The sequence below is a fragment of the Microbacterium sp. genome (assembly GCF_052099035.1).
In the GTDB taxonomy this organism is placed as follows: Bacteria; Actinomycetota; Actinomycetes; order Actinomycetales; family Microbacteriaceae; genus Microbacterium.
In genome coordinates this window covers 1-26,836 of the sequence record NZ_JBQDSX010000031.1, presented here as the reverse complement: position 1 = coordinate 26,836, position 26,836 = coordinate 1, and the positions used below count along the sequence as shown (strand labels likewise).

Sequence of the window (26,836 nt, the reverse complement as noted above, 5' to 3'; positions counted from 1 at the left end):
ACGATGGGGAAATCATGACGACGTCCACCGACATCCGCAGCGGCCGTGCCCAGCGCCGGGCAGAGCGTCTGCGTTCGCACCACCTGGTCACGGCAGATGAGAATTCGCTGCTGGAACTCGAGACCTTCTTGGCCACGCTCCCGCTGTGCGCCTCCGGTCGTGTCTTCATCGAGGTTCCGCATGCGAGCGACATCAGCGTGATCGATGCACCGGCGCGGATGACGGTCACCTGGCTCGCTCGCGCGTCGCGTTCCGGTGCACCGGGAACGGGGCGCTCGTGCGCACCGGGTGCCGCGCTGGCTCGCGCCACCTGCGCCTGGGCTGACGAGATGCTGTGCGACAGCGAACTGCCCACGCACGTCACGCTCCTGGGCGGCTACCTCGGCACCGCAGACATCGTCGAGCACCTGACCGGAGTCCTGGACGTACCGGTCTCTACTATCGACGCGCCTGCGCGCTTCGGCCTGCTGTCCGCCTAGACCGGACGTAGTTGCCGTCTTCGAGGCCGGCCTCGATCTCGAACCGGTTCCGCAGCGGGTCTCGGCCGGCGAACAGGTACAGTACCGGCATGAGGAAGCCGTAGCGCAGCCACTGGGCTTTGTGAACGGCCTCGTGACGCAGCACCGCCTCGGTAGGTACGGCATCGCCGGTCAGATAGCATCCGCCGACGCAGACACCGCCGCGGTTGAAAGCCCAGTTCGGCAGGCCGCGGAAGATCCACAGGCCACTTCGGCGCTCGATCGGCCCTGTGCTCCACAGCGAGCCCCAGATCCAGCCGACGGCAGTGCCCCACGCGTATCCGATGCGGCTGATGGGCGATCGCAGCAGGAATGCGGGGATGCGGCGATCGAATCGGCGCCCGCGCGTCAATGCGGCCTCTGCCGCCGGACGCCAGTCCGCGGTTCGCGCAGTCGGACTCATGCGACGGCGCCGACGAGTCGCAGGATGGCTCCGAGGTCGTCGACCGCGTCGAGCGGTGAGCGCGGCGAGAACCCCGAGATGGTGGCACCGGCCAGCGGCACGCGGGCGCGCAATGCCCGGATGGCGGTGGTGAGCGCGGCGGCGGATGCGCCGAACGGGGCGGCCGTGGAGACACCCGCGATCTCCGCGGGGTCGAGCACATCGACATCGATGTGCACCCAGACGCGGGATGCTCCGGTGGCCGCGACCGCGGCGGCGAGAGCATCCGGATCATCCAGATCAGTGATATCCAGCTGGGTGAGCCGGGCGAGCGGCTCCTGCTCGGCATCGTCGATCACGCGGGCACCGACGAGGACGACGCGATCGGCGGGGATGCCGGGGGAGAGTGCCAGCTGCGGCTCGCCCTCACCCAGGATCGCGCGCAGCGCCATCCCCGAGAACGCGCCGGACGGCGAGGTCTCATCGGTGTGCAGATCCGGGTGCGCATCGAGCCAGACGACGGCGAGGCCCTCGCGGTCGTGGGCTTCCAGAGCCGCGACCGTGACACTGCAGTCGCCGCCGATCACGATCGTGCCGTCGTGCACATTCTCGACGATCATCGCCCGCGAGCGCAGCAGCGAACTGAGGCGATGCACGCCCGTTCCCAGCGACTCACCCGCCTCGACGGGGATATCGAGCACTGTGGTCGCCGTACGGGGAAGATCGCCCGCGATCGCCGATGCACCGTCGATGAGGAGCATCGCGCGCGCGGAGGGCGAGCCCTGCCACTGCGGGACGACGAGGAATCGGGCCACAAGGACCTCCTAGGTAAGAAGGGATGCCCCGGCGCGTGCGCGCCGGGGCATCCGGAGTCTCAGGACTCGAGCTGCGACTGCGTGCGGCCGCCGGCCTTCAGCTCGGCCAGGCGCGCCTCGACCTCGGTGAGCTCACCGAGGTCCTCCAGGCTCTCGAACTGCGCGTCGAGGCTGGAAGCGGCCAGCTCCACCTTGCCCTGCGCGAGAGCCTCCTGGCGACGGACCTTGTCCTCGAAGCGACCGAGCTCGCTGGTCGGGTCGAGCACGTTGATCGAGGAGACCGCATCCTGAACCTTGGTCTGCGCCTCCGCGACCTTCGCGCGGGCCAGAAGCTCACTGCGCTTGGCTTTGAGCTCGCCGAGCTTGTCCTTCATGCCGTTCAGCCCGCTCTTGAGCTTGTCGACGACCTCGGTCTGTGCCGCAATGGTCGGCTCGGCGCCGGTGGCTTCGCGCTCTGAACTGATCTGACGCTGCAGGGCGATCTTGGCGAGGCTGTCGAACTTGTCGGCGTCGGCGATGTCACCCGATCCGCGCAGTTCGTCCGCCTTCCGGCTTGCGGCGAGAGCCTTGTTTCCCCAGTTCGTCGCCGACTGGACGTCCTCCTCGTGGTCGCGCTCCAGTAGACGCAGGTTGCCGATCGTCTCGGCGATGGCCGCTTCGGCGTCTGCGACGTTGTTGGTGTAGTCGCGCACGAGCTGATCGATCATCTTCTGCGGGTCTTCAGCAGAGTCGATCATCGAGTTGATGTTGGCCTTCACCAGGGTGGAGATGCGACCGAAGATGGACTGCTTGGTCATGGTGTTTCCTTTCGGTTGGAACGGAGTCTTTCGAGGTTTTCGTGAGAATAGGGAGCGGATGCTAGAACCGACCCCCTCGGGATCTGCCACCGCTGCGGGAACTGCTGCGGCTCGAGCCTCCGCCGAAGCTGGACGGGCGGCTGCTGCGGCTGCTGCCGCTGGAGCGCCACCCTCCACCGGAGCTCCAGCCGCCGCCTCCGCCGCCTCCTCCGCCTCCGCTGAACAAGCCGCCGAGGATGCCGCCGAGGATGGCTCCACCGAGATCGCTGCCGCGGTTGTACCCGCCACCGTATCCGCCGCCGAGGCCGCCGGACCATCCGCCGGTGTTGAATGCGTTGACCTCATTGGTGGCGAGGGACACCGCCTCGGAGGCGAGGCTGTACGCCCGGGTGGCGCGTTCCGTCGCGAGAACCGGATCCGTCGCCTGTGCGGCGACGGCTTCGTTGTACGCGGCGTTCGCCTCGGCGAGGCGTGTGCGCGCTGTCGCACCGATCGCACCGCGTCGGCTGGTGATGAACTCGTTCGCGGTGCTGATCTGCGCCCGGGCCTGAGTGAGCCGCTGCTCCAGCATCCGTCGGCTCCGCTGGGCCTGCTCCGACGCCTCGCGGACTCGGGCCAGCGCCGCATCGATCTCAGCATTCGTCGCGCCGAGCGCATCGAGAACCTGCTGGGGGTTTCGTGCGCCAGCCTGCAGACCCGCCTGAGCCGCGTCGATGTTCGACCGGGTCCTGGCGATGAGCGGCGCCAGCTGTCCCTGGGCATCGGGCATGGCGCCCGCCGCCGCGATGTCGGCTTCGAGGTCGGTGATCATGGCGCGCGCCTGGTCTTCGACTGCGGCGAGGTTCGCACCGAGCGTCGTGACGGCGCCGACGAGAGCCACGCTCTGTTCGATGGCCTCTTCTGCGGTGCGGATCGAGAAAGCGGCCTCGCCGTTGCGGCCTGCCACGATCGCAGCATCGGCCTCGGCGATCTCGGAGTCGGCGAGCGCCAGGCGCTGCTGCGCCTGGTAGGAGTTGTCGTTCACCGTGGCGATGGCTGTCGCGTCGTATGTCTGTGCAAGCGCGGACAGCGCGGGTTCAACAGTGGCAAGGGTCTGTTCGGCTGCGGCGCGGCGTCCTCGGACGCGTTCGAGAGCGGCGGGCGCATCGGATTCGAGTTTGCGCAGCTCTTCGAACGCCACGATGTTCTCGTTGAGCAGGTCGTCGGCGTCATCGCACAGTTCGATGATCTGAACGTGCCATGCGCGACGCTGCTCGCGGGTGTCGGGAATCTCATCGTCGATCTTCTGCTTGAGGGCGAAGGCCTCGCCGACCTTGGCCTCAGCAGCGCTGACGACCTTCGTGAAGGTGTCGGTCGAATCGTCGCCGTACTGCGCGATCGCGAAGCCGAGTTCCTGCTTGCTCGAGGTGATCGCGTCATCCGCGTGCACGAGCGCGCTGCCGGCCTGCTGCTCGAGGTCCTCGTCGCTGACGGATGCATAGGGATCGTTCGGGTCGGGGACGGCAACCGGGGTCGTCTGCTTCTTCTTGCGCGCGCGCGTGACCACGACGATGATCAGGATGATCGCCGCCAGGACCACGAGTACGACGACGATCCACACGATGCCACCGCTGTCGGCACTGCCGCCCTGACCGGGGAATGCGTCGGCCGCGGCGATCACCGCGCCGTCCCAGTCGCCGGCGCGCAACCCGTTCTCCATCGCCTGGACGACGCGGTCGACTTCGCTGTCGCTGAGCGGTCCGTTGCTGTCGGCGAAGATCGCATACTGGCCGGCATCGATGGCCACGGAGATGAGGTACTGATCGGTGCCGAGCCCGTTGTCGATGGCTGTCTGATCCGTCCACGCGACGCTGTCCGAGGGATCGGTGTACTCGTCGACGAAGACGACGTACAGATCACCACCGTCCGCGTCGGCGAGATCTGCGAGTCGTGTGTTCACCGTCTCGAGCTCGCCGGAGGACAAGACTCCGGCCTCATCGGTGACGAAGCCGGAAGCCAGCGTCACCGGTGCTGTCGCCAGTGCACTGGACGTCGCCATCCCCGACGCGAACACAGCCGCGATCAACCCCAGCATGACCGTGAACCGAGTCCGCATTGTGCTCCCTCCGCGGGCCACTGGGCCCTGGCGCTCCGAGTCTATTCACTCGCGGCGACCGACGATAGCGACTCTAGGGAAACAGTCTGTGTCGCCGCAGGGAAGGACGCTGCCGACGCATACGCTGGAAGGCATGGACGACAGGTACGGCTCCGATGTGCTCGCCGACGGATGGCGACAGCGCGGTGCGAAGAAGGTTCTCGACGTCGCTGCGGAGCGGGACCTGGTCGTCGAGGTCGCCGTTGACGGCTACTGCGGTGCGGTCACACGCGTCCAGGGTGGGAACGTCGAGCTCGAAGACTACAACGGCCGAAAACGAGTGTTCCCGCTCGGCGGCGGGTTCATGATCGATGGCGAGCCGGTACGTCTGACTCCGCCTGCCCCCGCGAAGCAGGGGCACCGGCGCACAGCATCCGGTTCGTTCGTCGCCGCCGACCAGCGAGCGCGAATCGCCCTGCCCAGTCGCATTCTCGTCGAGGGCAAGCATGACGCCGAGCTCGTCGAGAAGGTCTGGGGCGCCGACCTGCGCGCAGAGGGGGTCGTCGTCGAGTTCCTCCAGGGCGTCGACAAGCTCGACGAACTGCTGTCCGCCGAGCCGCCGAGTGCGAAGCGGCGCTATGGCGTGCTCGTGGACCACCTCGTCGCCGGTTCCAAAGAGACGCGCATCGTCGATGCCATCCTGCGCGGCCCGCACGGGAAGCATCTGAAGATCGTCGGACACCCGTTCATCGATGTCTGGCAGTGCGTGAAGCCGCAGACGCTCGGGATCGCACGCTGGCCGGAGATTCCTCGCGGCACGGACTGGAAGACGGGGATCTGCAAGGCGTTCGGCTGGCCGTATGAGACGCAGGGCGACACCGGGCGCGCGTGGCAGTTCATCCTCAGCAAGGTGCACACCTACCGTGACCTGGAGCCGACGCTGCTCGGGCGCGTGGAAGAGCTCATCGACTTCGTGACGGACCCATCTGCTTGATAGCGGCCGGATAGGCTGTTCAGCATGTCCGAGCCCCGTACTTTCCGTGATGAGCCGGTCTCTTTCGTTCGTCGAAGCGGGCGGATGTCGGAGGCGCAGGACCGCGCGTTCGACGAGCTCGCACCGCACTACCTGATCGATGTTCCGCGAGACATGGCATCGACGAGTGTCCACCCCGATGCCCGGATGGATCCCGCTGAGGAGTACGGTCGCAGCGCCTCACTGATCGTCGAGGTCGGATCGGGGCAGGGGCACGCCATCATCTCGGCGGCATCCGCGCGGCCCGACGACGACTTCCTCGCCGTCGAGGTGTTCCGCGCAGGACTCGCGCGCACCATGCTCGACGCCGACAAGGCGGGCGTGCGCAATCTGCGCCTGATCGAGGCCAATGCGCCGGAAGTGCTGTCGACGTACCTGCCCGAGGGCGCAGCATCCGAAGTCTGGATCTTCTTCTCCGACCCGTGGCACAAGAAGCGGCACACCAAACGCCGACTGATCCGGCCGGGCTTCGGAGACGCCGCAGCGCACGCGCTCGCCGACGGCGGGCTGCTCCGGCTCGCAACGGACTGGGAAGACTACGCACTGCAGATGCGCGAAGTGATGGATGCCGAGCCGCTGTTCGAGCGAACATTCGAGGGGGAGTGGGCCGAGCGGTTCGACGGTCGCGTGATGACCGCTTTCGAGCGGAAGGGCATCGCGAAGGGACGCGAGATCCGCGATCTGGTGTACCGGCGAAAGCCTCGGGTGTGACTCGCGCGGGAGCAGCCTGGCTGCCCGGTCTTGCTCCTGCGGTGCTCGTCTGCCTCGCAGCTCCCGCATTCTTCGTCGCGGAGTGGGCTTGGCTGGGGTGGCTGCTGCTGGCGGCCGGAATCGGGACGGCCTGGCTGATCGAGCGCGGAGCGGTGACGGCATCCGCTCCCTCGCTCACCCGTGACCTGTCGCTCATCGCGGTCGGGATGCTGATCGTCAGCATCATTCCGCTCGCTGCCGAACTCGACAACCTCGCCATGCTGCGTTTCACGCTCGCGCTCGGCGGTGCGGTCGTGGTGCCGTACCTCATCTCGCGATTCGTATTCCGCGATCGGGCGATCAGCTTTCCGTGGCGCACAGGCAAGCGCTGGGGGCGCCTGCAATGGGGCTGGCTGATCGCCGTGCTCGTGCTGGGCTGGCTGATCCTGCCGTTCTACTTCATCACCAGCGGCGTCTATCAGAACTGGCCGGTCGTCGACACGCCGGAGCTCATCGCACGGCTCTTCGTCGGCGTCGGCGCGGTCGGCATCTGGGATGAGCTGTTCTTCATCTGCACCGTGTTCGCCCTACTGCGCAGACATTTCCCGAACGTGCTGGCGAACGTGCTGCAGATGATCGTGTTCGTGTCGTTCCTGTGGGAACTGGGCTATCGCGAGTGGGGGCCGGCGCTGACGATCCCGTTCGCGCTGCTGCAGGGATACATCTTCCTGAAGACGCATTCGCTCGCCTACGTGGTCACCGTGCATTTGCTGTTCGATGCCGTCGTCTTCGCCGTGCTGGTGCACGCGCACAATCCGGGACTGCTGCCGATCGTCCTGGTGTGAGAGGCGCCTCGGCGTCTATGCCATCATGAATCGAGTCTAACTTTGGACTGCCTACAACGAAGAGGTACGCCCATGAGCGTTCAGGATGCCATGACCGACGCCGGAACCGAGCACGACGGCTATTTCGCTCCCGACAGCGTCTCCCGGCGTGTCTTCGCCGACCCGGCTTCCAAGCTGGGTGGGATGGCCGCGTTACTCATGCAGGCATTGAACCCGTACATGATGAGGGTCTTCTACAACGCGACGGAGTCCCACAGTGATGCAGCCGGCCGCGATGAGCGGACGGGGCGGTACTTCGAGACCGTGATCTTCGGCGATCGGGCGCATGCCGATGCAGCATCCGCTTCGGTGCGCCGCATGCATGTGCACGCCACCTGGACGGACCCCGTGACCGGTGAGATCCTGCGCGCGGACAAACCGGAATGGCTGGCGTGGACGCACAACACCTTCGTCTATGCGCTGCTGCGTGCATCACAGGAATTCGGCGTCGAGATCTCACCGGCCGAAGCAGACCAGTTCATCGTCGAACAGCTCGTCGCGGCGCGGCTGATCGGCATCGAGGATGCATCGCTGCTCCCGTCGAACGCGGGCGAATTGCAGGAGTACATCGACGGGCAGACGCACTGGCTCGCTCTCGGCGTCGAAGCCGCCGAGGTGACGCGCAATCTCCGCAAACCTGTGCTGCGCGGCAATCCCCTCACGGTCTGGACCGGCGTGATCGTGCAGGACGGCGTCCTCCACCTGCTGCCTGACTGGGCGCGACTGCTCTACGGCATCGAGGGGCGGCCGATGAACCTGCGCAAGGCCGCGCGCACGACGAAGCACCTGATCTCCGGGGCGCGCAAGTCGAAGACCTACAAGCAGCTCGTCGACGAGGCATCCGCCCGCGTGCAGGACCACCCGTACCGCAAGGTGCGCTCTCGAGCAGCAGTGCAGTGACGGGCTCCGCGGGGACGCCGGCCACGGGCGCGCACATCGGATCGCGTGGCACGTATCGCGCACTGATCATCGCCGCGTGGCGCGTGATCAGAGCGGGCGGATGGCGTCTCGCGGCGGTATACCTGGTGGCGCAGGGACTGATCCTGGTCATCGCGGCACCGGCGCTGCGCTGGCTGTTCGTGGAGGCGCTGCGCGCGGCTGGCCTCACGGGCTTCGACACGTCCGCCCTCCCGCGTCTGATCGACACGCCCCTGTCGATCGGCCTGCTGCTCGCGGTCGTGGTGATCGCATTCCTCGTGCTGTCCCTGCAGTACCTGGTGCTCGTCGTCGCGATCCGGCGCGTGCAGGCCGGGCAGCGCCTGTTCACCCGTGACGCACTGCGCGACGTCGGCGCACTCGGTCGCAAGCTGTTGCGCCCGAGTGCGCTTCCGCTGCTGCCGTATCTGTTCCTCCTCCTGCCGCTGGGCGGGATCGGATTCATGTCGGTACTGTCGCAGACGATCACGATTCCCTCGTTCATCACCGGTGAACTCGTCAAGACCACGGGCGGCCTGATCGTCTACCTCGTCTTCCTCGCCGTCGTCGCGGTGCTGAACATTCAGTTCGCGCTCGCGGTGCCGCTGTTTGCCATGACCGATGCCACCGGAGGGCGCGCCCTGCGGCGAAGCTGGCGCTTCGTGCGCGGACACCGCATCGCCCTCGTGCTGGTCATCCTCACCGTGCTGGTCGCCGGCGCCATCGCAGGCGCGGTGCTGGTCGGAATCGGGCTGGGCCCCGTCGCGCTTGTGGATGCTGTGCTCCCCGATGCCGCGCCGATCGTTGCTGCCGTGATGCTCGCGTTCGCTCAGGTCTGCGCAATGGTCGTGGTCGGCATCGGTGCGGTGATGATCGTTTCCGTTCTCGTTGCGCTCGTGGAGAGAGTCGCGCTCGTGGAACGGGTGGATGCTGACGCACTCGATGACCCTGCACGCGCACCAGAGAGCGTGAAGCGTGAGCGCAGGCGACCTCTCGTGCCCGTGGTGTGCATGGCCGTGCTCATCGTGGGGCTTAGCGTGATCAACGTCCCCGTGATGAACGCGCTCTCGCGCGAGCCGAGCACGCTCGTGCTGGCGCATCGTGGGTACACCGCGCACGCCGTCGAGAACACCATTTCGGCGTTGAAGGACGCGCGTGCTGCCGATGTCGACTTCGTCGAGATGGATGTGATGGAGACGGCGGACGGGAAATTCGTCGTCATGCACGATGCGGAGCTCACCCGTCTCACCGGTCAGAAGGGAGCTGTCGGCGAGCTGACTCTCGCCGAGCTGGTGGAGATGACCGTGCACGACGAGCAGGGAAACAGCGATCGCATCCCCTCGCTCGAGGAGTATGTGACGGTCGCGCAGGAGATCGGTCAGCCTCTGCTGATCGAGATCAAGCTGCATGGCGGTGAGAGTCCTGATCTGGTGCCGCGGCTCGTGGACGAGCTGGAAAGCCTCGGGGCGATCGAGGAGAACATCTACCACTCGCTCGATAAGGACAGCGTCGAAGAGCTCAAGCGTCTCCGCCCGAACGTGACCGTGGGGCTCATCTTGGCGCTCGCTGGAATCGGGGCGCCCGAGACAGCGGCCGACTTTCTCGTGATCGAAGAGTGGTCGTTCACGCCCGAGATGAACGCTGCCACCCACGACGCGGGACTCGCGGCGCTGGCGTGGACCGTCAACGATGAGCAGCGCATCCGTGAACTCATGCGCGATGACGCTGACGGGATCATCACCGACCTCGCCTCTGAAGGGGTCGCAGAACGCGAGAGCATGCAGGAGTCCACCGGGCTCTCCGACGTGCTGTTCGATGCGCTCATGCGCTACGTCGTCATCTTCTGAGGTGCCAGACTCATTCCATGCTCATCGTCGGCCTGATTCTCGCCGCCCTCGCGGCCGCCTTCCACGTGTTCATCTTCGTGCTCGAGTCCGTGCGGTGGACACAGCCCGCGACCCGCAAGATCTTCGGCGTTGCCAGCGAAGCGGATGCTGAGACCACGAAGCCGCTGGCATTCAACCAGGGCTTCTACAACCTGTTCCTGGCGCTGGCGACCCTGCTGGGAATCGTGCTCGTGCTGTCGGGACAGCCCACAGTCGGGCTGACGCTCGTGTTCGCCGGAACCGGCATGATGCTCGCGGCGGCACTGGTGCTGGTGCTGTCGAACGTGAAGATGGCGCGGTCTGCACTGATGCAGGGCACGTTGCCGCTGCTGGCGGTTATCGTCACGGCGGTCGCCGTGGGAATCAGCTGAGCGCTTCGACTGGCTGTCGCAGGATCGTGCGGCGGCGTTCCGGTGCGCCCCTGCGCGGGTCGCTGAAGTAGATCTCGTGGTGCTTACCGGTGAGTGCGAGGCCGTACTGCGGGATGAACTCGTCGTGCATCTCAGCGAGCACCGGGCCTTCCTCATCGAAGGCACCGACATGCAGGGTCTGCACGCAGAGGCCCTCGGCGAAGGATCCGAATCGGACTTCGTGGATGCGTCGGTCGGGGTTCTTCGCGGATGCGGTGGCCACGGCATCCGCGAACATCTCGTGATCGATCCAATCGGGCTGCATGATCATGAGCGTCCAGTGCCACTGTGATTTGTCGCGGGAGACGGTGAAGGCGGCGTGGTCATCGGCCCACCACAACCCCTCGAGAGGCATGACGGTGTAGTCGCGTTCGAGCAGACGTTTGCTGGTGAACTTCAGGGTGCACGCGACGGGATAGAGCGCCTCGATGGCGCCGGCGAATTCCGGCGAACTGTTCGGATCACCGTGCCCGTCGATCATGAGGTAGTTGAGCTCGGGGACGTCGATGATGTCGAAGCGACCCTTGCGGGCACGGTATGCGTCGATCGTCTTCTTGAAGTCGATCTTCGCGGTCATGGTCGTCAGCTCAGCGCGCGTTCGGAGATGTATGCCCGCAGCTGCTGCTCGTCGTCCGGCATCTCGATGACGCGTTGCGGAGCGTCGAGCAGCGCCTGCGTGTCAGCATCCGGTTTGACGCTCTGACCGATCGCCTCCTCGATGAGGTCGGCGAATTTGGCGGGCTTGGCCGTTTCGAGAACGAGCATCGGGATGCCGTTCTCGATGCGCTCGCGGGCGACTTTGACACCGTCGGCGGTGTGCGGGTCGATCGTGACGCCGGTCTTGTCGTGGAGGTCGCGGATGGTGGCGAGCCGGTCGTCATGGGTGCTGGTGCCGCTGACGATGCCGAACTCGTCCTGGAAGCGGTCGAGCTCGGCTGACAGGTCGATCTCGTCGCGCTCCTCGAGCTCGTGCCATGCGGCGGCGGTGCGCTCGGGGTCGCGGCCGAGCAGGTCGAACACGAAGCGCTCGAGGTTCGAGGCGCGGGAGACATCCATCGACGGGCTCGAGGTCGCGAGCGTGTCCGCCGAGGTGCGCGGGCGGTAGTGGCCGGTGCGGAAGAACTCGTCGAGCACGTTGTTCTCGTTGGTCGCGAGGACGAGCTGGTGGATCGGGACGCCCATGGTGCGGGCGTAGTGGCCGGAGAGAATGTTGCCGAAGTTGCCGGAGGGGACGGCGAACGAGACCTCGAAGCCTGCGCGCTCGCTTTCGGCGACGGCATCCGTTGTGCGCAGCCATGCCCACACGTAGTAGACGATCTGGGCTGCGATGCGACCGAAGTTGATGGAGTTGACGGCGCCGATGCTGTGCCTGCGCTTGAAATCGAGGTCGGTGTTCAGTCGCTTGACGAGGTTCTGGCAGTCATCGAAGACGCCCGCCACAGCGATGTTGTGGACGTTCTCGTCCTGCAGCGAGTACATCTGCGCGCGCTGGAAGGCGCTCATGCGGCCCTGCGGGGAGAGCATGAACACCGAGACGCGGTCGAGGCCGCGCAGCGCGTGCTCGGCAGCTGAACCGGTGTCGCCGGAGGTGGCGCCGAGCACGTTGAGGACGCGGTCGCGCTTTTCGAGCACGTACTCGAGCGCCTCGCCGAGGAACTGCATGGCCATGTCCTTGAACGCGAGGGTCGGGCCCTCGGAGAGACCGACGAGCGTCATGCCGTCGACCGCCGTGAGCGGCACGATCTCTTCTGCTGCGAACTTGCCGCCGCCGTAGGCGTTCTCGGTGAGGCGGGCGAGGTCCGCACGGGGGATGTCGGTGGCGAAGAGTCCGATGATCTCGGTGGCGAGTTGCGGGTACGTCAGCACGCGCACGCGCTCGAGGTCGTCGGCGGAGAGCCGGGGGAGCTGCTCGGGAACGGCGAGACCGCCATTGGGGGCGAGCCCTTCGAGAAGGACATCGCTGAACTGTCCGAGCGTGCCGCCGCGTGTGGAGATGTACTGCAAGTCTCGAACCTCGTTCGTGCTGGAGATGGATGCCGGGATCTTCGGTTCCATCGTACGGCGTGGGTGGGGTGCGTTACGCCGATCGTTGTGGTCAGCGTGGTCAGCGTGGTCAGCGTGGTCAGCGGATGAAGCCTGCTTGCACACGTCCGCCTGCCGCGCGGAGTTCGCGTTCGACAGCATCCGCCATTTTGTCGAAGTCACAGCGCACGTACGGGACGCTGAGTGCATCGACTCGATCTGCTGGCAGTTCGCGCAGGCGACGCGGGAGGTACTTGCCGGTGGCGATCCATTTGCCGGCGGTGAGCAGCATGAGCTCGGCGGTGCGTTCGAACAGCGTCGCGGCAATCACCTGACGCTCGAGGGGATCCGTAGCGTCACGGAGATCATCGAGGACGTCGGTGATGACGTAGCGGCGGAACTCCAATTCGTGGCTGTCGGGCGTCGGGCCGTTATCCAGCACTGCGGCCCACTTCGTGCGCAGCGCGTCGAGTTCTTCGTCGCCGCGGACTCGAATTCCTTCGACGAGCATGTGGACGATCACGGGCCGGTGCTGGGCGATGCTGCGCTGCGCCCACTCGTCGAACCCGTCTGGTGTGTATGCGAACACCTCGAAGATCTCGTCCTCGAACGCCAGCGTGAGCGCGGCGCCCGACTCGCCGTCGGGCAGCAGATCATCACCGATCAGGAGCAGGTCGATGTCGCTCGTACGAGTACGCTCGCCACGCGATGTGCTGCCGCCGATCACCGCGGTGGATGCCTTCGGGTAATGCGCGGCGATGAATCGCTCCGCGAGCTCGATGTACTGCATCCGGAAATTCTAGAGCTGGCTGCGGGTACGTGACCTATCGCAGTGCACGCAGATATCTGCGGCGCACGATCACCTGGGCGACCCGTAGGAATGGGTAGAGCGCGCGCCAGGGCTGTTGCGGTGCGGGGCGCGTGAGTGAGCGGACGGTCAGGAACACTTCGTCGGCGCGGCGGTGCACGATGAAGGCTTCTTCGCCGCTGACGGGGTGGCCGGGGAGCGTGCGGTACGAGAAGCCGACCCGATCGGGTTCGTTCACCACGTTCACGACTTCCACGGGCTCGACGATCTTCATCCCGAGCACGCGTGCTGTGACGAGTACGCGATCACCCTCAGTGGTGGGCGTGTCATTGTCGACCGTGAATCCGCTTCTGGTCTTGACCTTCCAACGGAGCACATCGCGACTCGCTCGCTCCCACACGGCATCGCCATGACCGATGGATGCCGTGGCCTCCGAGCGGCGGTGACGATTGTCAGTCGGCGGCCATTCAATGCGAGCCGGGTAGGTCATACGCGCGCGCCCCAGGCTGACCTCAGTGGGTGGACTCGGTCGCACTGAAGTGGATCGGCGAGCGCAGCCCATTCCTCGTCCGTCCACCACATCGCGCAATCGTATCTGTCCGGTCGAGAGAAACGCGCGGAACTCTGCGCGAATCGAGCGCAGGCCGCACCGGTGATATTGTCGATCAGTACGCCTCCGTAGCTCAGTGGATAGAGCGCCGGTTTCCGGTACCGTAGGTCGCAGGTTCAACTCCTGTCGGGGGCACAAGATTGTACGAAAAGGGCTGTCCATTTGGACGGCCCTTTCCGCGTTGTAGCTACCACTCCAAGGTTGAGCTAGTTTCATTTAAGTAAGTTTAAAACTACACTAGGCGTAGGTTTTTACTTACCTAAAGGGGAGTGGTGGACGACGTCGAGCTGATCCGCACCATCGAGCGTGCTCCAATGCGAACGGTTCGTACGGAAGATGTGCGAAACATCGTCTCCAATGCGACGCGCACCATTTCGCGCCTTGTCGGCAAAGGAGCTCTGACGAAGCTTGCCCATGGCGTGTATACGGTTCCTCCCGATGGTGCGGACGCGCGTCGTTGGCGCCCACCGCTGGAAGCGGGCGCTCTAGCCTTGGCCACGGCTCGGTTCGGGCCTCGTGCTGCCATCCTCATGGGCCCGGGCGCAGCACGGCAGTGGCACGCGGTCCCGCGCGCCATCGGCGTCACGACAATTGCGGTCGGGGAACGCGGCATCAAACCCGTCGAACTCGCGATAGGGGGGCGCATTCATTTCGTCTTCCGGCGCATCGATGATGTTGACGCAACGCTTGAGCACACAATTCTCGGCGATGCGCTCGTGACCACCCCCGCGCAGACATTATTCGACCTCCTGGCTCATCGCGGGTCGCGCGTCTTACTGGGGGAAGTTCAGTACGCCGAGGCCGTAACCAACCTCACTGAGCGCGTCACAAGAGCGCAGTTCGAGGATGTGCTCGGCAGAAGCGGGCGCGTACCCGCGTCGGCACGCACACTCCTGCAGACGCTGGAGACCTGAGATGGCCGGGCATCGCACAGCTCTGGTCCCATCACCCGCCGAGTGGAACGACGCTCTCGCGCATCAGGGGATCGTGCGCGTCACAGCTGCTGAGGCCGCTGCGACGGTTGCTCGCGCGTGGAGGTCCTGACACCAGCTGTCATCGACAACTGCGCCGAGGCCCCCGCGCAGCATCCGCGCCCCCTCTGAAACACGCGATTCAGAGGGGGCGCGGGTAACCAGAGGGGGCCTCGGCGAAAGTAAGTGAGGGGCTTGACCTGGGTCAAGGACGGGGACGGGGCACACGGGTAGCGTCGACATCGGACGACAGGAATATACCTGGTCCGATGGAAAACTCAACCGTGAGAAAGGTGCTGTCATGAACAACACGACCCAGACCACACACACCCTGTTGCGCGCCGAAGGATTCTCCTGCCCGTCGTGCGTGTCGAAGATCGAGAAGCAGGTCGGCCGCATGGACGGCGTCGAGAACGTGAAGGTGCACTTCGCATCCGGCCGCGTCGAAGTCGACCATGACGCAGCGAGGGCCTCGGTCGATGAGCTGATCGCTGCCGTGGGCAAAGCCGGCTACAAATCCAGCGCCTCTGCGTTCTGACCCGGTCCGCTGACACAGACATCACTACACAGGAAGGCGGCGGGTTCGTGAACGCGCTTCGTGCCTGGCAGCACAGCAACTGGTTCATCCCGGTGATCTCCGGGATGCTGATCCTCCTCTCGTTCGGCACGGAGCACCTCTTCGCGGGCGACGGGAACGTCACCCTCAGCCCGCAGTGGTGGGTGCACGCCGGCGAACACGCCCACGGCTCCGGGGACGCGTTCACGCTGGCGAACGCGTTCATGATCGCCGCGGCGGTCGTCGCGGGCTACGGGATCGTCATCAAGGCGACCCGTGCCCTGATGGTGAAGTTCGTGAGCATCGACCTGCTCGTGTCGATCGCCGCGATCGGCGCGATCATCATCGGCAACTTCTGGGAAGCAGCCGCGGTGACCTTCCTGTTCTCGGTCGGACACGCGCTCGAGGCCGGCACGATGAACAAGACCCGCGCCGCTCTCGCAGCCCTTGTCGCCGTCGCCCCGGACCGTGCGCTTGTGCTGCGCGACGGAGACCAGATCGAGATCCCCGCCGGACAGGTGCGCGCAGGGGAGACCGTGCTCGTGAAGAACGGGTCGAAGGTGCCCGTCGACGGGGAGGTCATCTCCGGCACGGGCGCGATCGATGAGGCATCCATCACCGGTGAATCCATCCCGGTGGAGAAGACCGCATCGGATCGTGTCTTCGCCGGCACGATCTCCCGCAGCGGCTTCCTGCAAGTGCTCGCGACGGGAATCGGAGCGGACACGACCCTCGCACGCATCATCCACCGTGTGGAAGAAGCCCAGGATGCGAAGGCGAAAACCCAGGCATTCATCGACCGGTTCTCGAAGTGGTACACGCCGGCGGTGATGGCGCTCGCGCTCGCCGCAGGTCTGCTCTCCGGTGACGTCGTGCTCGCGCTCACCCTGCTCGTCATCGGCTGCCCCGGCGCCCTAGTGATCTCGATTCCCGTGGCGATCGTGGCCGGCATCGGCCGGTCGGCACGGAACGGAATCCTCATCAAGGGCGGCGAGTATCTGGAGACCTCCGCGAAGATCTCGGCTGTCGCCGTCGATAAGACAGGCACCCTGACCGAGGGACGCCCGGTGCTGACCGATGTCGTCGTGCTCGATCCCGCGCTGACGCGCACGGACGTGCTGCGGTGGGCGGCAGTCGCAGAAGCAGGCTCCGAGCATCCACTGGCCCGGCCGATTCTCGACACTGCGCGGGCCGAGGGCGTCGCTCCCGTCGGCATCCCGGGCGTCGTCACCCCCGTCATCGGCAAGGGAATCGTCTCGGACGTCGACGGTCGGAGGATTCTCATCGGCAACGCTGCGCTCCTCAAGCAGTGCGGAATTCCGGATGCCGCGGACGCGGCAGCGGCGGCAGCCGAGCTGTCCGCGGCGGGCAGGACTCCGATGATCGTCGCCGTCGATGATGCGGTGATCGGTGTGATCGCCGTCGCGGATGCCATCCGTGAGGATGCTCCGGAAATGATCCGGCGACTGCACGCGAGCGGAGTCGAGAAGGTCGTCATGCTCACCGGTGACACCCGGCTCGTGGCCGAGGCCATCGCCAGGGCGACCGGTATCGATGAGGTGCACGCCTCGCTCCTGCCGGAGGACAAACTGGCTGCGGTGGCGCAGCTGCAGCGCGAGGGATACACCGTCGCGATGGTCGGAGACGGCGTCAACGACGCCCCGGCGCTCGCCACGGCCGACATCGGCGTCGCGATGGGTGCTGCGGGGTCCGCGGTGGCGGTGGAGACCGCAGATATCGCGCTCATGGGCGACAACCTGCTCAAGCTTCCCGAAGCGATTCTCCTGGCCAAGCGCACGGTGAACGTGATGCGACAGAACATCGCGATAGCACTGATCACCGTTGTGCTGCTCCTGATCGGCGTCTTCGCCGGTGGGGTGACGATGGCGCTCGGCATGCTCGTGCACGAGGGGTCGGTTCTCGTGGTCATTCTCAACGCGATGCGGTTGCTGCGCAACGCACAAGGTGCGACAGCCATGCCCAGCTCCGGACGATCCGTTGCCATACTGGATGACGAGCGTGTGACCCAGCGACAGGAGCACCAGTGACGACGAGTGCGGAGCGCCCAGGGGATCTGTGCGTCAGTCGGGTGCCGCTGTTTCAGGGACTGACCTACGACCAGCAGGTCGAGGTCGCCGGCGTCGCGCGTCCCACGCACCTCGATCGTGCAGAGCAGGTGTACTCCGCGGGGGAGGACGTCTCCCAGCTGATGGTGGTGCACACCGGACGCGTGAAGATCGCGCGGACGAGCTCCGACGGCCACGAGCAGATCATCCGGGTGCTCGGCCCTGGCGACTTCATCGGCGAATCCGCGTTTCTCACCGGCATCCGCCCCGACCACACAGCGACCGCTCTCGAAGACGCTCAATTGTGCGTGTTCGACCACGGTGATCTCGGCCGTCTCGTGGAGAAGCACACGAGCATCGGACTGCGGATGCTGCAGGGGGTGAGCAGGCGGCTGGGGGAGGCTGAAGCTCGACTTGCCGCCGTGATTTCAAGCGATGTCAGCTCGCGTCTCGCGGACTATCTGCTCGCGCTTCCTGCGCAGTCCCGCTCCGAGGGGCACATCGACGTCGTGCTGCCGTTGGCGAAGAAGGACATCGCCTCGCTGCTCGACACCACTCCGGAGTCGCTCAGCCGCCAGCTGCGCGCACTCAGCGATGCCGGAGTCATCGTGCAGGGGAGCGGCAGCCGGATCACGATCGCGGATGCGGATGCCCTGAGCGCTCTCGCGACCGATACGTGAGTTCCCGTCCGGACACCTGCGCCGAGGCCCCCGCGCAGCATCCGCGCCCCCGCTGAAATACGTGATTCAGAGGGGGCGCGGATCACCAGAGGGGGCCTCGGCGAAGGTGGTCCGGCGAGCGGGGCCCGCGGATCGTGGGTCAGGGGGCGGGCGCGGGGGTGGTCTCCGCGCCGCCGGCCTCGGTCACGGGAGCCGCTTCGATGTCGGCGAGCGCCGCGGCGACCTTCTCAGCGAGGTAGTGGTGCCCGGCCGTGGATGGATGCTTGTTTCCGAAGTCGACATCGATGACGTCGAGGTAGTTCTGCTCCGTGATCCAGCTCTGCTGGACGGGGGAGATGTACCACCAGCCGCGCGCTCCCGCCAGAGCCGCGAGCTCGTGATCGATCCGAGCGGTCCCTGCGCCGACAGGAAGCTCGTGCGGGGCAGGGCCCAGCACGACGATCGGAGCCTCGGGATACGTCGCTGCGAGAGCATCCCATGCCGACGTCACCGCCTCGCGGTACCCCTCCGCACCCTGCTCGCGGTCATTGATCGATCCCTGGATGATCACGAGATCGGGAGCGATCGCCGGGTCCAGTGCTGCGATGCGGTCGCCGAAGTCCGGCCCGTCGATTCCGGGCTTGAGGTATCCGCTGCCGCGGACGCCATCGACGACCGTGTCGCCGTCCAGCAGATCCGCGAGCACATACGCGTAGCCGAGCGTTGGATCGCTCGCCGCGGTCCCGTATGTCCAGGAGTCGCCGAAGACGAGAACCTGCGGATGCTCCGGCAGCAGGATCGGCGTAGGAGCCACCGTCACGACGTCGTCGGAGGCGAGAACGGGTGCGTCCATCGCCGCCGGAATCCACGGGCGCCACACGCCCAGAACGGCAGCCGAAACGGCTGCTGTCAGCACTACTGCCAGTACCGCTACGCGGCCGCGTCGCCGCGTCATGCCCCAACCCATGGGACGAGGGTAAGCGATCGAAAGGCGGGCACCAACTCGCGGCCTAGAATTGAAGGGATATGAACCCCGATACTCTCGCCGAAGCCATCCTCGCCGTCGTCACGCCGATCGCCGCATCTCTGCGACCCGACGAGTCGCTCGCCCTCGACGTCACGGACGTTCCGCTGGAGCGACCCCGCAATCGCGACCACGGGGACTGGGCATCGAACATCGCGATGCGCCTGGCCAAGAAGCTCGGGACGAACCCGCGCGAGCTCGCGCAGCGGATCGCCGACGAGGTCGCGCAGGTCGACGGTGTGGCCAGCGCCGAGGTCGCCGGTCCCGGGTTCATCAACTTTCGACTGGATGCTGCCGCCGCCGGCGTTCTTGCGAAGACCATCGTCGACGCGGGCGACGCGTATGGCACGAATGACTCGCAGGCCGGCGTCAGCGTGAACGTCGAGTTCGTCTCGGCGAACCCCACCGGTCCGCTGCACATCGCCCACACGCGCTGGGCTGCTCTCGGCGATTCCATCGTGCGACTACTCCTCGCCAGCGGCGCGAACGCCGTCCGTGAGTACTACATCAACGATGCTGGCGCGCAGATGCAGCGGTTCGCGGCATCCCTCGTAGCTGCGGCGAAGGGGGAGCCGACCCCCGAGGGCGGCTACCCGGGTGAGTACATCGCGACGCTCGCCGCTCGGGTCCTCGAGGCCCGCCCCGACCTGCTCGAACTGCCTGAGACAGAGCAGATGCAGGTCGCAGAAGACCTCGGCTACGAGTACCAGCTCGCCGAGATCAAGAGCTCGCTGGAGCGGTTCAACGTTCCCTTCGACGTGTGGTTCTCGGAGCGCACGCTGCACGCGAAGGGAGCCGATGGCACCAGCCTGATCGATCAGGCCGTCGACCGGCTCCGCGAGCAGGGTCACGTCTTCGACGAGGAGGGCGCCGTCTGGGTGCGCACCACCGAGTTCGGCGATGACAAGGACCGCGTGATCCGCCGCTCGAACGGGGAGTACACGTACTTCGCAGCCGACGCCGCCTACTACCTGAACAAGGGCGACCGCGGGTTCCAGAACAAGATCTACCTGCTCGGCGCCGATCACCACGGCTACGTCCACCGTCTCAAGGCCGTTGCCGGTGCGGCGGGTGAAGATCCGGAGAAGAACATCCAGGTCCTCATCGGCCAGATGGTGTCGATCAATGGTGCGCGCCTGTCCAAGCGCGCCGGAAACATCATCGAGATGGACGATCTTCTCGAGTGGCTGGGCACTGATGCTCTGCGGTACTCGCTCGAGCGCTCGCCGGCTGATTCGCCGCTCGACCTCGATCCTGAGCTGCTGCAGAAGCGCACCAACGACAACCCCGTCTTCTATGTGCAGTACGCCCACGCACGCACGCACAACGTCGGCCGCAACGCCGCGGACTCCGGAGTGAACCGTTCCGAGTTCGCCCCCGAGACGCTCACGCACGAGACGGAGTCAGCGCTGCTCGGAGCCCTCCAGGAGTTCCCGCGCATCGTCGCTTTTGCAGCATCCGTCCGCGAACCGCACCGCATCGCGCGCTACCTCGAGGAACTGGCAGGTCTCTACCACCGCTGGTACGACAACTGCCGCGTGACACCGCTGGGCGATGCCCCGATCGAGAGCGTCCACCGGACCCGCCTGTGGCTGAACGACGCCACCGGCCAGGTGCTGCGCAACGGACTGGGACTGCTCGGCGTCTCCGCGCCCGAGCGCATGTAGCGGCCAGAACGCGAGGATCCCATGAGCGACGAGCACCCCACACTTCCGTATCCGGAACCCTCCTCGGAGCATCCGACACTCGTGATCCCCGGCGAGCGACGCGGCGGTCCGCAGCATCCGGTGACGCGCCGTGCGCGCTGGCCCTGGGTGGTCCTCATCGTCGTGGTCGTGCTCGCCCTCCTGGTCGTCGCGGCGGAGCTCCTCACCCGCGCCCTCCTGCCGGGCATCGTTCGTGGCGCGGTGATCGAACAGCTCGATCTTCCCCAGGGTCAGCAGCTCGAGGTCGACGCCGACGGCATCCTGCTCCCGCAGCTCATCGGCGGTCGCCTCGACGAGCTGCACTTGTCGACCGACTCGGTCACGCTCGGCGGCGTCACTGGCTCGGCGGATGTCACAGCCATCGGCGTTCCGCTGCGCGGTGGGAACCTCACCGAAGCGCAGGGCACCGTTCGCATCGATCAGCAGCAGTTCACAGATCTGGTCCTGGCATCCGATCTGCCGATCGATGAGGTCACGTTCGCAGAGCCCGATGTCACGGCATCCGGAAGCTTTTCGGTGTTCGGGGTGCCCGTGCCGATCTCGCTGACGGTGACGCCCGGGGCGGATGACGGAGATCTGCTGCTCACGCCCGTCGGTCTTCAGCTCGCCGGTGTCACGCTGAACGCCGCCGATATCGCCGAACGCTTCGGCGACATGGCAGCGCAGATCACTCAGCCCCAGCGCATCTGCATCGCCGATCAGCTGCCGGCAGGTCTCACGATGACCGATATCGCCATCAAGGGCTCCGAAGCGGTGATCGACCTCGACGTCGATGGAGCGATCGTCACGGACGCGGCGCTTCAGGCGAACGGCGTCTGCGACTAATTGCCGTTCCGCTCCGCGGACTCCACCTTCTCCGCCGCACGCAGAGCCTTCGTCGCGATCATCACATCCTGCTGCGCACGCTGCACGCGTCGCTGGGCGAACGTTCGTGCGCCCTCTGTCGATGCCACCCGGTCGTGCGCTTCCTCTGCGCCGGTGGTGATGTACGCGCAGGCGATGAGAATCACCTGCGATGACAGATTCATCCAGATCAACAGCGCGAGCAGCGACGCGAATGACGCCAGTAGGGGATTGGATGTCGCGCCGCCGACGAACAGACTCGACAGCTCCTGCAGCACCAGCAGACCGACCCCGCCGAGCACAGCACCAGCCCACACCGATCGTGCGGGTGCCCGCTCTCCGGACAGGAGCCGGTAGATCCCGAAGATCAACAGGACGTCGAGGGCGAACACCACTACCAGCGAGACGAGCCGCACCCCCCACGCCGCTGCTGCAGAATCCGCGGGCAGACCGAGCAGCTCGGTGATGAACCCCAGCCCGATCCCGGCGATGAAGGTCACGCCCGCCGCGGCGATGAATGCGACGGCGATGCCGATCGCGAGCGCGAGGTTGCGCAGGATCACCCAGACGAACAGAGTGTCCTCCAGGGCAGTGCCCGCGATGGTGCGAACGGCGATGCGCAGGGAGCCGATCGCACCGAGAGCAGCACCGATGAGTGCGACCAGGGAGATGATTCCGGCGATCGACAGTCCCGCGGGTGCTTCGATGACGGTGGGATCCTTCACGACGCCGTTCGGGCCGACGAGCCCCGGAATGGCGGAATCGACCGCTTTCAGGACCGCCTTCCATGCCTCTGGATTACCGACCAACCAGATCGACGCGATCGAGAATCCGAGCAGGAGCCCGGCGAATACGCTGAACAGCGCGCGGTACGTGACGCTGTCCGCGAGCATCGCGCCGCGCCGCTCGGAGTAGAGCAGATACGCGCGCACGACCTTCAGTCCCAGGACCCAGGCGATCACCGACTTCACCATCTTCATACCATCACCGTAATGAATCGTGATCTTCCTGCGTGAGGGGCTTGCCGGATGCCGGGTGATCTGGGCCGGTGCCATAGAATCGGGGCATCCTCGCTCGACCCGTCTTCGACCGGGGCTCCCCTCACGATTGGTGCTCTGTGCTTTCTCCTGCAGATTCCCTCGCCCCGGACTGGCTCGTCGTGCCCGACGATGCGAATAGCCTGGCGCAGGCGGTCTGGCCGGCGGCCGCGGATCGCGATGCAGGCGGTGCGCTGGTGCTCGGGGGGATGCCGGTGGCCGAGCTCGTCCGGCAGTACGGCACACCGCTTCTCGTCCTCGACGAGGACGAAGTGCGCGAGCGTGCTCGCGCATTCCATGATGCATTCGCGAGGGCCACGGCAGAACACGGCACGAGTTCCCGTGTCTACTACGCCGGGAAGGCGTTCCTCTCGACAGCCGTCGCGCGCTGGGTGACCGAGGAAGGTCTGAACGTCGATGTCTGCACGTGCGGCGAGCTCGAGGTCGCGCTCGCAGCCGGGGTCGATCCCGCGCGGATCGGCTTTCACGGCAACAACAAGTCCGTCAGCGAGATCGAACGAGCGGTTTCGGTCGGCATCGGCACGATCATCGTCGACAGTGCGGTCGAGATCGAACGCGTCGCCGTCGCCGCAGCGCGCATCGGCACCGTTCAACGCGTGCTCGTGCGGGTGAACAGTGGCGTGCACGCCGAGACGCACGATTTCCTCGCCACCGCACATGAGGACCAGAAGTTCGGGATGCCGTTCGGGGATGCTGAAATCGCCGTCGCGCGCATCCGCGAACTCCCCGCACTCGAATTCGTGGGGCTCCACTGCCACATCGGATCGCAGATCTTCGGCGTTGCCGGCTTCCGCGAGTCGGCCTCTCGAGTGCTCGAACTGCACGAGAAGCTGCTTGCGGGCGGCGAGATTCCGCTCCTCAATCTCGGCGGCGGATTCGGCATCGCCTACACGAGCGTCGACGACCCGACACCGATCGGCCAGCTCGCAGCAGAAATCGTCGGTGCTGTCGCGGCCGGGTGCGCCGAGCGCGGCATCCCGCTGCCGATCCTCGCCTTCGAACCAGGGCGCGCGATCGTCGGTACTGCCGGCGTGACGGTGTACGAAGTGGGCACCACCAAGGCCGTCACGCTGGATTCCGGTGCGAGCAGGCTGTACGTCAGCGTCGATGGCGGCATGAGTGACAACGCGAGACCGGCCCTCTACGGTGCTCAGTTCTCAGCACGCATCGCCTCGCGCACCAGCGACGTGCCATCTGCGCTCGTGCGGGTGGTCGGCAAGCACTGCGAGTCCGGTGACATCGTCGTCGATCACGAGTACCTTCCCGGCGATGTCGCACCCGGCGATCTGCTGGCGGTGCCCGCCACGGGGGCTTACTGCATGTCGCTCGCCAGCAACTACAACCACGTCCCCCGTCCCGCTGTCGTCGCGGTCACGCGCGGTTCCTCCCGCGTCATCGTTCGCGGCGAGAGCCTCGATGATCTGCTGGCACGGGATACCGGAATCAGCATCACAGAAGGAGCATGATGACCCTGCCACAATCGAGCGATCAGTACCGCCGTCTCAGGGTGGCGCTCCTCGGCGCTGGCGCTGTGGGATCGCAGGTCGCCGATCTGCTGCTGCGTCACGGTGACGAACTCGCAGATCGTGCCGGCGCATCTCTTGAGCTGTCCGGCATCGCCGTTCGCGATGTGGATGCTCCGCGCGATGTGGATCTTCCGAAGGAGCTGTTCACGACCGATGCCGAGACGCTCATCGTCGGCAGCGATATCGTCATCGAACTCATGGGCGGGATCGAACCGGCGCGCGAGAACATCCTGCTGGCACTGACTTCCGGAGCAGACGTCGTCACCGCCAACAAGGCTCTGCTCGCAACGCACGGCAATGAGCTGTTCGAAGCGGCCGATCAGGTCGGCGCATCGGTGTACTACGAGGCGGCAGCAGCCGGGGCGATCCCGATCATCCGCCCCCTGCGCGATTCTCTCGCCGGCGACCGGGTCGTGCGCATCATGGGCATCGTCAACGGCACGACCAACTACATCCTCGACCGCATGGACTCCGAGGGCGCGGACTTCGCCGACGTGCTCGCCGATGCTCAGCGACTGGGCTATGCCGAGGCCGACCCCACCGCCGACGTCGAGGGCTTCGACGCCGCGCAGAAGGCGGCGATCCTGGCATCGCTCGCGTTCCACACCAAAGTGCCGTTGGATGCCGTGCACCGCGAGGGCATCACTTCGATCACTCCGTCGATGATCGAAGAGGCCCGTTCGGCCGGTTTCGTCATCAAGCTGCTCGCGGTCTGCGAGCGTCTCACGGTCGATGGCGCCGAGTCCATCTCGGTCCGGGTGTACCCGGCGTTGGTATCGCGCACGCACCCGCTCGCCTCCGTGCACGGTGCGAACAATGCCGTCTTCGTCGAGGCGGAGGCCGCCGGATCCCTGATGTTCTACGGCGCGGGGGCCGGTGGTGTGCAGACCGCATCCGCCGTGCTCGGCGATGTCGTCTCGGCCGCCCGCCGCCACATCGCCGGAGGCGTCGGCGTGGGCGAGTCCACGCGCGCGAACCTTCCCACGGTGCCGATCGGGCACGTCGTCACCCGCTACCAGATCACCCTCGAGGTCACAGATCAGCCGGGTGTGCTCGCGACGGTCGCCGGGATCCTCTCGGACGGCGGCGTATCGGTGGCGACCGTCGTTCAGACCGTCGACGAATCGGAGTCCGATGCGATCGCGCGACTCGTGATCGGCACGCACCGGGCTACCGAACGTGCGCTGAGCGACACCGTGGCAGACCTCGCCGCGAGCGATGTCGTCGACCGTGTCGTGTCGGTGCTGCGCGTGGAAGGCGAGTGATGGCGGCCGATCGTGTCGACGGGCGGACCGTCCAGGTTCAGGTTCCGGCCACGAGCGCCAATCTCGGTCCGGGGTTCGACACGTTGGGGCTTGCGCTGAGTGTCTACGACGAGCTGACCATCACCGCGCTCGGCGAGGACCGCCTCGACATCGAGGTGACCGGGTCGGGGGCGTCCGAGATCGCCCGCGACGAGTCGAATCTCATCGTCCGCTCCATCGAACACGTGTACAACGACGTCGGCCGTGAGATGCCGGGGCTGCGGATCCGCGCGCACAACGGCGTTCCGCACGGCCGCGGGCTCGGCTCATCGGGTGCCGCCGTCACTGCGGGCGTGCTGGCAGCCAAGGGCCTGCTCACCGGTGACGTGGAGTTCTCGGATGCTGCGCTTCTGCGCCTGGCAACGGAGCTCGAAGGACACCCCGACAACGTCGCCCCGGCGCTGTTCGGCGGACTGACCATCGCGTGGACGGGCGAGAGCGGGCCGCAGCACAAGAAGCTCCTCGTGCACCGCGGAGTCGCACCGCTGGTTCTGGTGCCGGAGCGCATGATGTCGACGACGCTGGCACGATCGTTGCAGCCACCGCAGGTCTCCCGCGAGGATGCCGTGTTCAACGTCTCCCGCACCGCTCTGCTCATCGCCGCTCTGATGCAGAGCCCGGAGCTGCTCCTTGATGCGACGGCCGACAGGCTGCACCAGGACTATCGCGCCGAGGCCATGCCCGAGACCCACAGCCTGGTCACAGCCCTGCGCGCGGCAGGCTTCGCCGCGGTGGTGTCCGGGGCAGGGCCGAGCGTTCTCGTGCTCGCAGACGGTCCTGGCCACCGCCAGGACGCCGTAGAACTCGCCGATTCCGTGACGGACACCCCGTGGGAGGGCCTCATGCTGGCCGTCGACGTGCGTGGTGGTACAGTTAGGGAACGAGCGGAGGGCTCCACGTAAATTCGTGAATCTGGCCCCCATCGCAATTCTGCGAGATCCGCACGCAACCCCCAGAACTGATTTTCCGGTCCTGGCTGGCGGACGCCGAGCGTCTGCCCGTGCGATCGCGCGCAGCACCCGTTGTGCGCGAGACATGCTCATTTCCCACGACATATAAGGGAGTACTCGTGGAGAATTTCTCCGAGACCCAGAACGATCAGGCAGCACCCGCCGTCCAGGCGCCCGCAGCCGAAACCCCCGCCGCTGAGGCACCGACGGCCCCGCGCAAGCGCGCTCCGCGCCGTGCGACCACGGCCACCGCAGCTGCCAAGGCAGAACAGGCCGCCGAGGCCGCTACCGCAGCGCCGGCCGCCGCCGAGGCGAGCGCACCGGCCGAG

General features: G+C 66.3%; 26 protein-coding genes, 1 tRNA gene and 1 pseudogene. 18 read left to right on the top strand and 10 right to left on the bottom strand.

Annotation, left to right across the window (positions count from 1 at the left end):
* Positions 1–14 precede the first annotated feature (14 nt).
* Positions 15–479: an SIP domain-containing protein gene (locus ACTIAO_RS10825; RefSeq protein ID WP_441906279.1), complete on the top strand. Its 465-nt coding sequence runs from the start codon at positions 15–17 to the stop codon at positions 477–479.
* Here ACTIAO_RS10825 and ACTIAO_RS10820 read toward each other — a convergent pair.
* From ACTIAO_RS10820 to ACTIAO_RS10805, 4 genes are all read right to left on the bottom strand, one after another.
* A complete protein-coding gene (locus ACTIAO_RS10820) occupies positions 439–921 on the bottom strand; it encodes a Fe-S oxidoreductase (RefSeq protein ID WP_441906278.1) in 483 nt (160 codons plus the stop codon). The two genes, ACTIAO_RS10825 and ACTIAO_RS10820, sit on opposite strands and share 41 nt — an antisense overlap.
* Positions 918–1,715 (bottom strand): arginase family protein, encoded by a 798-nt coding sequence (locus tag ACTIAO_RS10815; RefSeq protein WP_441906277.1) that lies wholly within the window; start codon positions 1,713–1,715, stop codon positions 918–920. Before ACTIAO_RS10815 ends, ACTIAO_RS10820 begins: the two co-directional genes overlap by 4 nt.
* Before the next feature lie 59 nt (positions 1,716–1,774).
* On the bottom strand, positions 1,775–2,512 hold the full coding sequence (locus tag ACTIAO_RS10810) for a PspA/IM30 family protein (protein WP_441906276.1): 738 nt from the start codon (positions 2,510–2,512) through the stop codon (positions 1,775–1,777).
* A 61-nt stretch (positions 2,513–2,573) separates the two neighbouring features.
* A complete protein-coding gene (locus ACTIAO_RS10805; RefSeq protein ID WP_441906275.1) occupies positions 2,574–4,607 on the bottom strand; it encodes a TPM domain-containing protein in 2,034 nt (677 codons plus the stop codon).
* A gap of 133 nt (positions 4,608–4,740) precedes the next feature.
* Between ACTIAO_RS10805 and ACTIAO_RS10800 the strand changes: the two genes are divergently transcribed.
* From ACTIAO_RS10800 to ACTIAO_RS10775, 6 genes are all read left to right on the top strand, one after another.
* Positions 4,741–5,580 (top strand): DUF3097 domain-containing protein, encoded by an 840-nt coding sequence (locus ACTIAO_RS10800; protein WP_441906274.1) that lies wholly within the window; start codon positions 4,741–4,743, stop codon positions 5,578–5,580.
* A gap of 24 nt (positions 5,581–5,604) precedes the next feature.
* Positions 5,605–6,330 (top strand): tRNA (guanosine(46)-N7)-methyltransferase TrmB, encoded by a 726-nt coding sequence (trmB, locus tag ACTIAO_RS10795; RefSeq protein ID WP_441906273.1) that lies wholly within the window; start codon positions 5,605–5,607, stop codon positions 6,328–6,330.
* Entirely contained in the window at positions 6,327–7,154 is an 828-nt protein-coding gene (locus ACTIAO_RS10790) for a CPBP family glutamic-type intramembrane protease (protein ID WP_441906272.1), read from the top strand. Before trmB ends, ACTIAO_RS10790 begins: the two co-directional genes overlap by 4 nt.
* A gap of 72 nt (positions 7,155–7,226) precedes the next feature.
* Positions 7,227–8,093: an oxygenase MpaB family protein gene (locus tag ACTIAO_RS10785; RefSeq protein ID WP_441906271.1), complete on the top strand. Its 867-nt coding sequence runs from the start codon at positions 7,227–7,229 to the stop codon at positions 8,091–8,093.
* Positions 8,090–9,955: a glycerophosphoryl diester phosphodiesterase membrane domain-containing protein gene (locus tag ACTIAO_RS10780; RefSeq protein ID WP_441906270.1), complete on the top strand. Its 1,866-nt coding sequence runs from the start codon at positions 8,090–8,092 to the stop codon at positions 9,953–9,955. Before ACTIAO_RS10785 ends, ACTIAO_RS10780 begins: the two co-directional genes overlap by 4 nt.
* Positions 9,956–9,972: 17 nt before the next feature.
* Entirely contained in the window at positions 9,973–10,365 is a 393-nt protein-coding gene (locus ACTIAO_RS10775; RefSeq protein WP_441906269.1) for a DUF1304 domain-containing protein, read from the top strand.
* Here ACTIAO_RS10775 and ACTIAO_RS10770 read toward each other — a convergent pair.
* From ACTIAO_RS10770 to ACTIAO_RS10755, 4 genes are all read right to left on the bottom strand, one after another.
* Positions 10,358–10,981, bottom strand: a complete 624-nt coding sequence (locus tag ACTIAO_RS10770) for a GyrI-like domain-containing protein (RefSeq protein ID WP_441906268.1) — start codon at positions 10,979–10,981, stop codon at positions 10,358–10,360. The two genes, ACTIAO_RS10775 and ACTIAO_RS10770, sit on opposite strands and share 8 nt — an antisense overlap.
* Positions 10,982–10,986: 5 nt before the next feature.
* The gene (thrC, locus tag ACTIAO_RS10765) at positions 10,987–12,408 is read right to left on the bottom strand and encodes a threonine synthase (RefSeq protein WP_441906293.1); all 1,422 of its coding nucleotides are present in this window, start codon (positions 12,406–12,408) and stop codon (positions 10,987–10,989) included.
* A gap of 118 nt (positions 12,409–12,526) precedes the next feature.
* Positions 12,527–13,216, bottom strand: a complete 690-nt coding sequence (locus ACTIAO_RS10760; protein ID WP_441906267.1) for a nucleotidyltransferase domain-containing protein — start codon at positions 13,214–13,216, stop codon at positions 12,527–12,529.
* A gap of 34 nt (positions 13,217–13,250) precedes the next feature.
* Entirely contained in the window at positions 13,251–13,724 is a 474-nt protein-coding gene (locus tag ACTIAO_RS10755) for a DUF1990 family protein (RefSeq protein ID WP_441906266.1), read from the bottom strand.
* 182 nt (positions 13,725–13,906) lie between these two features.
* On the opposite strand from ACTIAO_RS10755, the gene ACTIAO_RS10750 reads away from it, so the two are divergent.
* The 5 genes from ACTIAO_RS10750 to ACTIAO_RS10730 all read left to right on the top strand — a co-directional run bounded on the left by ACTIAO_RS10750 (position 13,907) and on the right by ACTIAO_RS10730 (position 18,117).
* Positions 13,907–13,979 (top strand) — tRNA-Arg (locus ACTIAO_RS10750).
* Positions 13,980–14,116: 137 nt separating this feature from the next.
* Positions 14,117–14,758: a type IV toxin-antitoxin system AbiEi family antitoxin domain-containing protein gene (locus tag ACTIAO_RS10745; RefSeq protein WP_441906265.1), complete on the top strand. Its 642-nt coding sequence runs from the start codon at positions 14,117–14,119 to the stop codon at positions 14,756–14,758.
* Positions 14,759–15,116: 358 nt separating this feature from the next.
* Positions 15,117–15,353 carry a heavy-metal-associated domain-containing protein gene (locus tag ACTIAO_RS10740; RefSeq protein ID WP_441906264.1) on the top strand — a complete coding sequence of 79 codons (237 nt, stop codon included), beginning with the start codon at positions 15,117–15,119 and terminating at the stop codon, positions 15,351–15,353.
* 47 nt (positions 15,354–15,400) lie between these two features.
* On the top strand, positions 15,401–17,419 hold the full coding sequence (locus tag ACTIAO_RS10735) for a heavy metal translocating P-type ATPase (RefSeq protein ID WP_441906263.1): 2,019 nt from the start codon (positions 15,401–15,403) through the stop codon (positions 17,417–17,419).
* Positions 17,416–18,117 carry a Crp/Fnr family transcriptional regulator gene (locus ACTIAO_RS10730; RefSeq protein WP_441906262.1) on the top strand — a complete coding sequence of 234 codons (702 nt, stop codon included), beginning with the start codon at positions 17,416–17,418 and terminating at the stop codon, positions 18,115–18,117. Before ACTIAO_RS10735 ends, ACTIAO_RS10730 begins: the two co-directional genes overlap by 4 nt.
* 139 nt (positions 18,118–18,256) lie before the next feature.
* On the opposite strand, the gene ACTIAO_RS10725 is transcribed toward ACTIAO_RS10730, so the two are convergent.
* Positions 18,257–19,063: an SGNH/GDSL hydrolase family protein gene (locus tag ACTIAO_RS10725; protein WP_441906261.1), complete on the bottom strand. Its 807-nt coding sequence runs from the start codon at positions 19,061–19,063 to the stop codon at positions 18,257–18,259.
* Positions 19,064–19,122: 59 nt separating this feature from the next.
* On the opposite strand from ACTIAO_RS10725, the gene argS reads away from it, so the two are divergent.
* Entirely contained in the window at positions 19,123–20,787 is a 1,665-nt protein-coding gene (argS, locus tag ACTIAO_RS10720; protein ID WP_441906260.1) for an arginine--tRNA ligase, read from the top strand.
* 21 nt (positions 20,788–20,808) lie between these two features.
* A complete protein-coding gene (locus ACTIAO_RS10715) occupies positions 20,809–21,651 on the top strand; it encodes a DUF2993 domain-containing protein (RefSeq protein WP_441906259.1) in 843 nt (280 codons plus the stop codon).
* Here ACTIAO_RS10715 and ACTIAO_RS10710 read toward each other — a convergent pair.
* Positions 21,648–22,649 (bottom strand): YihY/virulence factor BrkB family protein, encoded by a 1,002-nt coding sequence (locus tag ACTIAO_RS10710; protein ID WP_441906258.1) that lies wholly within the window; start codon positions 22,647–22,649, stop codon positions 21,648–21,650. The two genes, ACTIAO_RS10715 and ACTIAO_RS10710, sit on opposite strands and share 4 nt — an antisense overlap.
* Before the next feature lie 137 nt (positions 22,650–22,786).
* On the opposite strand from ACTIAO_RS10710, the gene lysA reads away from it, so the two are divergent.
* The 4 genes and pseudogenes from lysA to ACTIAO_RS10690 all read left to right on the top strand — a co-directional run.
* The gene (lysA, locus tag ACTIAO_RS10705) at positions 22,787–24,193 is read left to right on the top strand and encodes a diaminopimelate decarboxylase (RefSeq protein ID WP_441906257.1); all 1,407 of its coding nucleotides are present in this window, start codon (positions 22,787–22,789) and stop codon (positions 24,191–24,193) included.
* Positions 24,193–25,518, top strand: a complete 1,326-nt coding sequence (locus tag ACTIAO_RS10700) for a homoserine dehydrogenase (protein ID WP_441906256.1) — start codon at positions 24,193–24,195, stop codon at positions 25,516–25,518. The genes lysA and ACTIAO_RS10700 overlap by 1 nt, the downstream gene beginning before the upstream one ends.
* Positions 25,518–26,459 carry a homoserine kinase gene (thrB, locus tag ACTIAO_RS10695; protein ID WP_441906255.1) on the top strand — a complete coding sequence of 314 codons (942 nt, stop codon included), beginning with the start codon at positions 25,518–25,520 and terminating at the stop codon, positions 26,457–26,459. The genes ACTIAO_RS10700 and thrB overlap by 1 nt, the downstream gene beginning before the upstream one ends.
* Positions 26,460–26,626: 167 nt before the next feature.
* Positions 26,627–26,836, top strand: a pseudogene (locus tag ACTIAO_RS10690) (transcription termination factor Rho); the annotation flags it as partial.

What these genes read in the sequence shown, in the direction of transcription:
- ACTIAO_RS10825 (WP_441906279.1), top strand. Translation starts at nt 15, where the DNA reads ATGACGACGTCCACCGACATCCGCAGCGGCCGTGCCCAGCGCCGGGCA.
- ACTIAO_RS10820 (WP_441906278.1), bottom strand. Translation starts at nt 921, where the DNA reads ATGAGTCCGACTGCGCGAACCGCGGACTGGCGTCCGGCGGCAGAGGCC.
- ACTIAO_RS10810 (WP_441906276.1), bottom strand. Translation starts at nt 2,512, where the DNA reads ATGACCAAGCAGTCCATCTTCGGTCGCATCTCCACCCTGGTGAAGGCC.
- ACTIAO_RS10805 (WP_441906275.1), bottom strand. Translation starts at nt 4,607, where the DNA reads ATGCGGACTCGGTTCACGGTCATGCTGGGGTTGATCGCGGCTGTGTTC.
- ACTIAO_RS10800 (WP_441906274.1), top strand. Translation starts at nt 4,741, where the DNA reads ATGGACGACAGGTACGGCTCCGATGTGCTCGCCGACGGATGGCGACAG.
- trmB (WP_441906273.1), top strand. Translation starts at nt 5,605, where the DNA reads ATGTCCGAGCCCCGTACTTTCCGTGATGAGCCGGTCTCTTTCGTTCGT.
- ACTIAO_RS10785 (WP_441906271.1), top strand. Translation starts at nt 7,227, where the DNA reads ATGAGCGTTCAGGATGCCATGACCGACGCCGGAACCGAGCACGACGGC.
- ACTIAO_RS10775 (WP_441906269.1), top strand. Translation starts at nt 9,973, where the DNA reads ATGCTCATCGTCGGCCTGATTCTCGCCGCCCTCGCGGCCGCCTTCCAC.
- ACTIAO_RS10770 (WP_441906268.1), bottom strand. Translation starts at nt 10,981, where the DNA reads ATGACCGCGAAGATCGACTTCAAGAAGACGATCGACGCATACCGTGCC.
- ACTIAO_RS10760 (WP_441906267.1), bottom strand. Translation starts at nt 13,216, where the DNA reads ATGCAGTACATCGAGCTCGCGGAGCGATTCATCGCCGCGCATTACCCG.
- ACTIAO_RS10755 (WP_441906266.1), bottom strand. Translation starts at nt 13,724, where the DNA reads ATGACCTACCCGGCTCGCATTGAATGGCCGCCGACTGACAATCGTCAC.
- ACTIAO_RS10740 (WP_441906264.1), top strand. Translation starts at nt 15,117, where the DNA reads ATGAACAACACGACCCAGACCACACACACCCTGTTGCGCGCCGAAGGA.
- ACTIAO_RS10725 (WP_441906261.1), bottom strand. Translation starts at nt 19,063, where the DNA reads ATGGGTTGGGGCATGACGCGGCGACGCGGCCGCGTAGCGGTACTGGCA.
- argS (WP_441906260.1), top strand. Translation starts at nt 19,123, where the DNA reads ATGAACCCCGATACTCTCGCCGAAGCCATCCTCGCCGTCGTCACGCCG.
- ACTIAO_RS10715 (WP_441906259.1), top strand. Translation starts at nt 20,809, where the DNA reads ATGAGCGACGAGCACCCCACACTTCCGTATCCGGAACCCTCCTCGGAG.
- ACTIAO_RS10710 (WP_441906258.1), bottom strand. Translation starts at nt 22,649, where the DNA reads ATGAAGATGGTGAAGTCGGTGATCGCCTGGGTCCTGGGACTGAAGGTC.
- ACTIAO_RS10700 (WP_441906256.1), top strand. Translation starts at nt 24,193, where the DNA reads ATGACCCTGCCACAATCGAGCGATCAGTACCGCCGTCTCAGGGTGGCG.
- thrB (WP_441906255.1), top strand. Translation starts at nt 25,518, where the DNA reads ATGGCGGCCGATCGTGTCGACGGGCGGACCGTCCAGGTTCAGGTTCCG.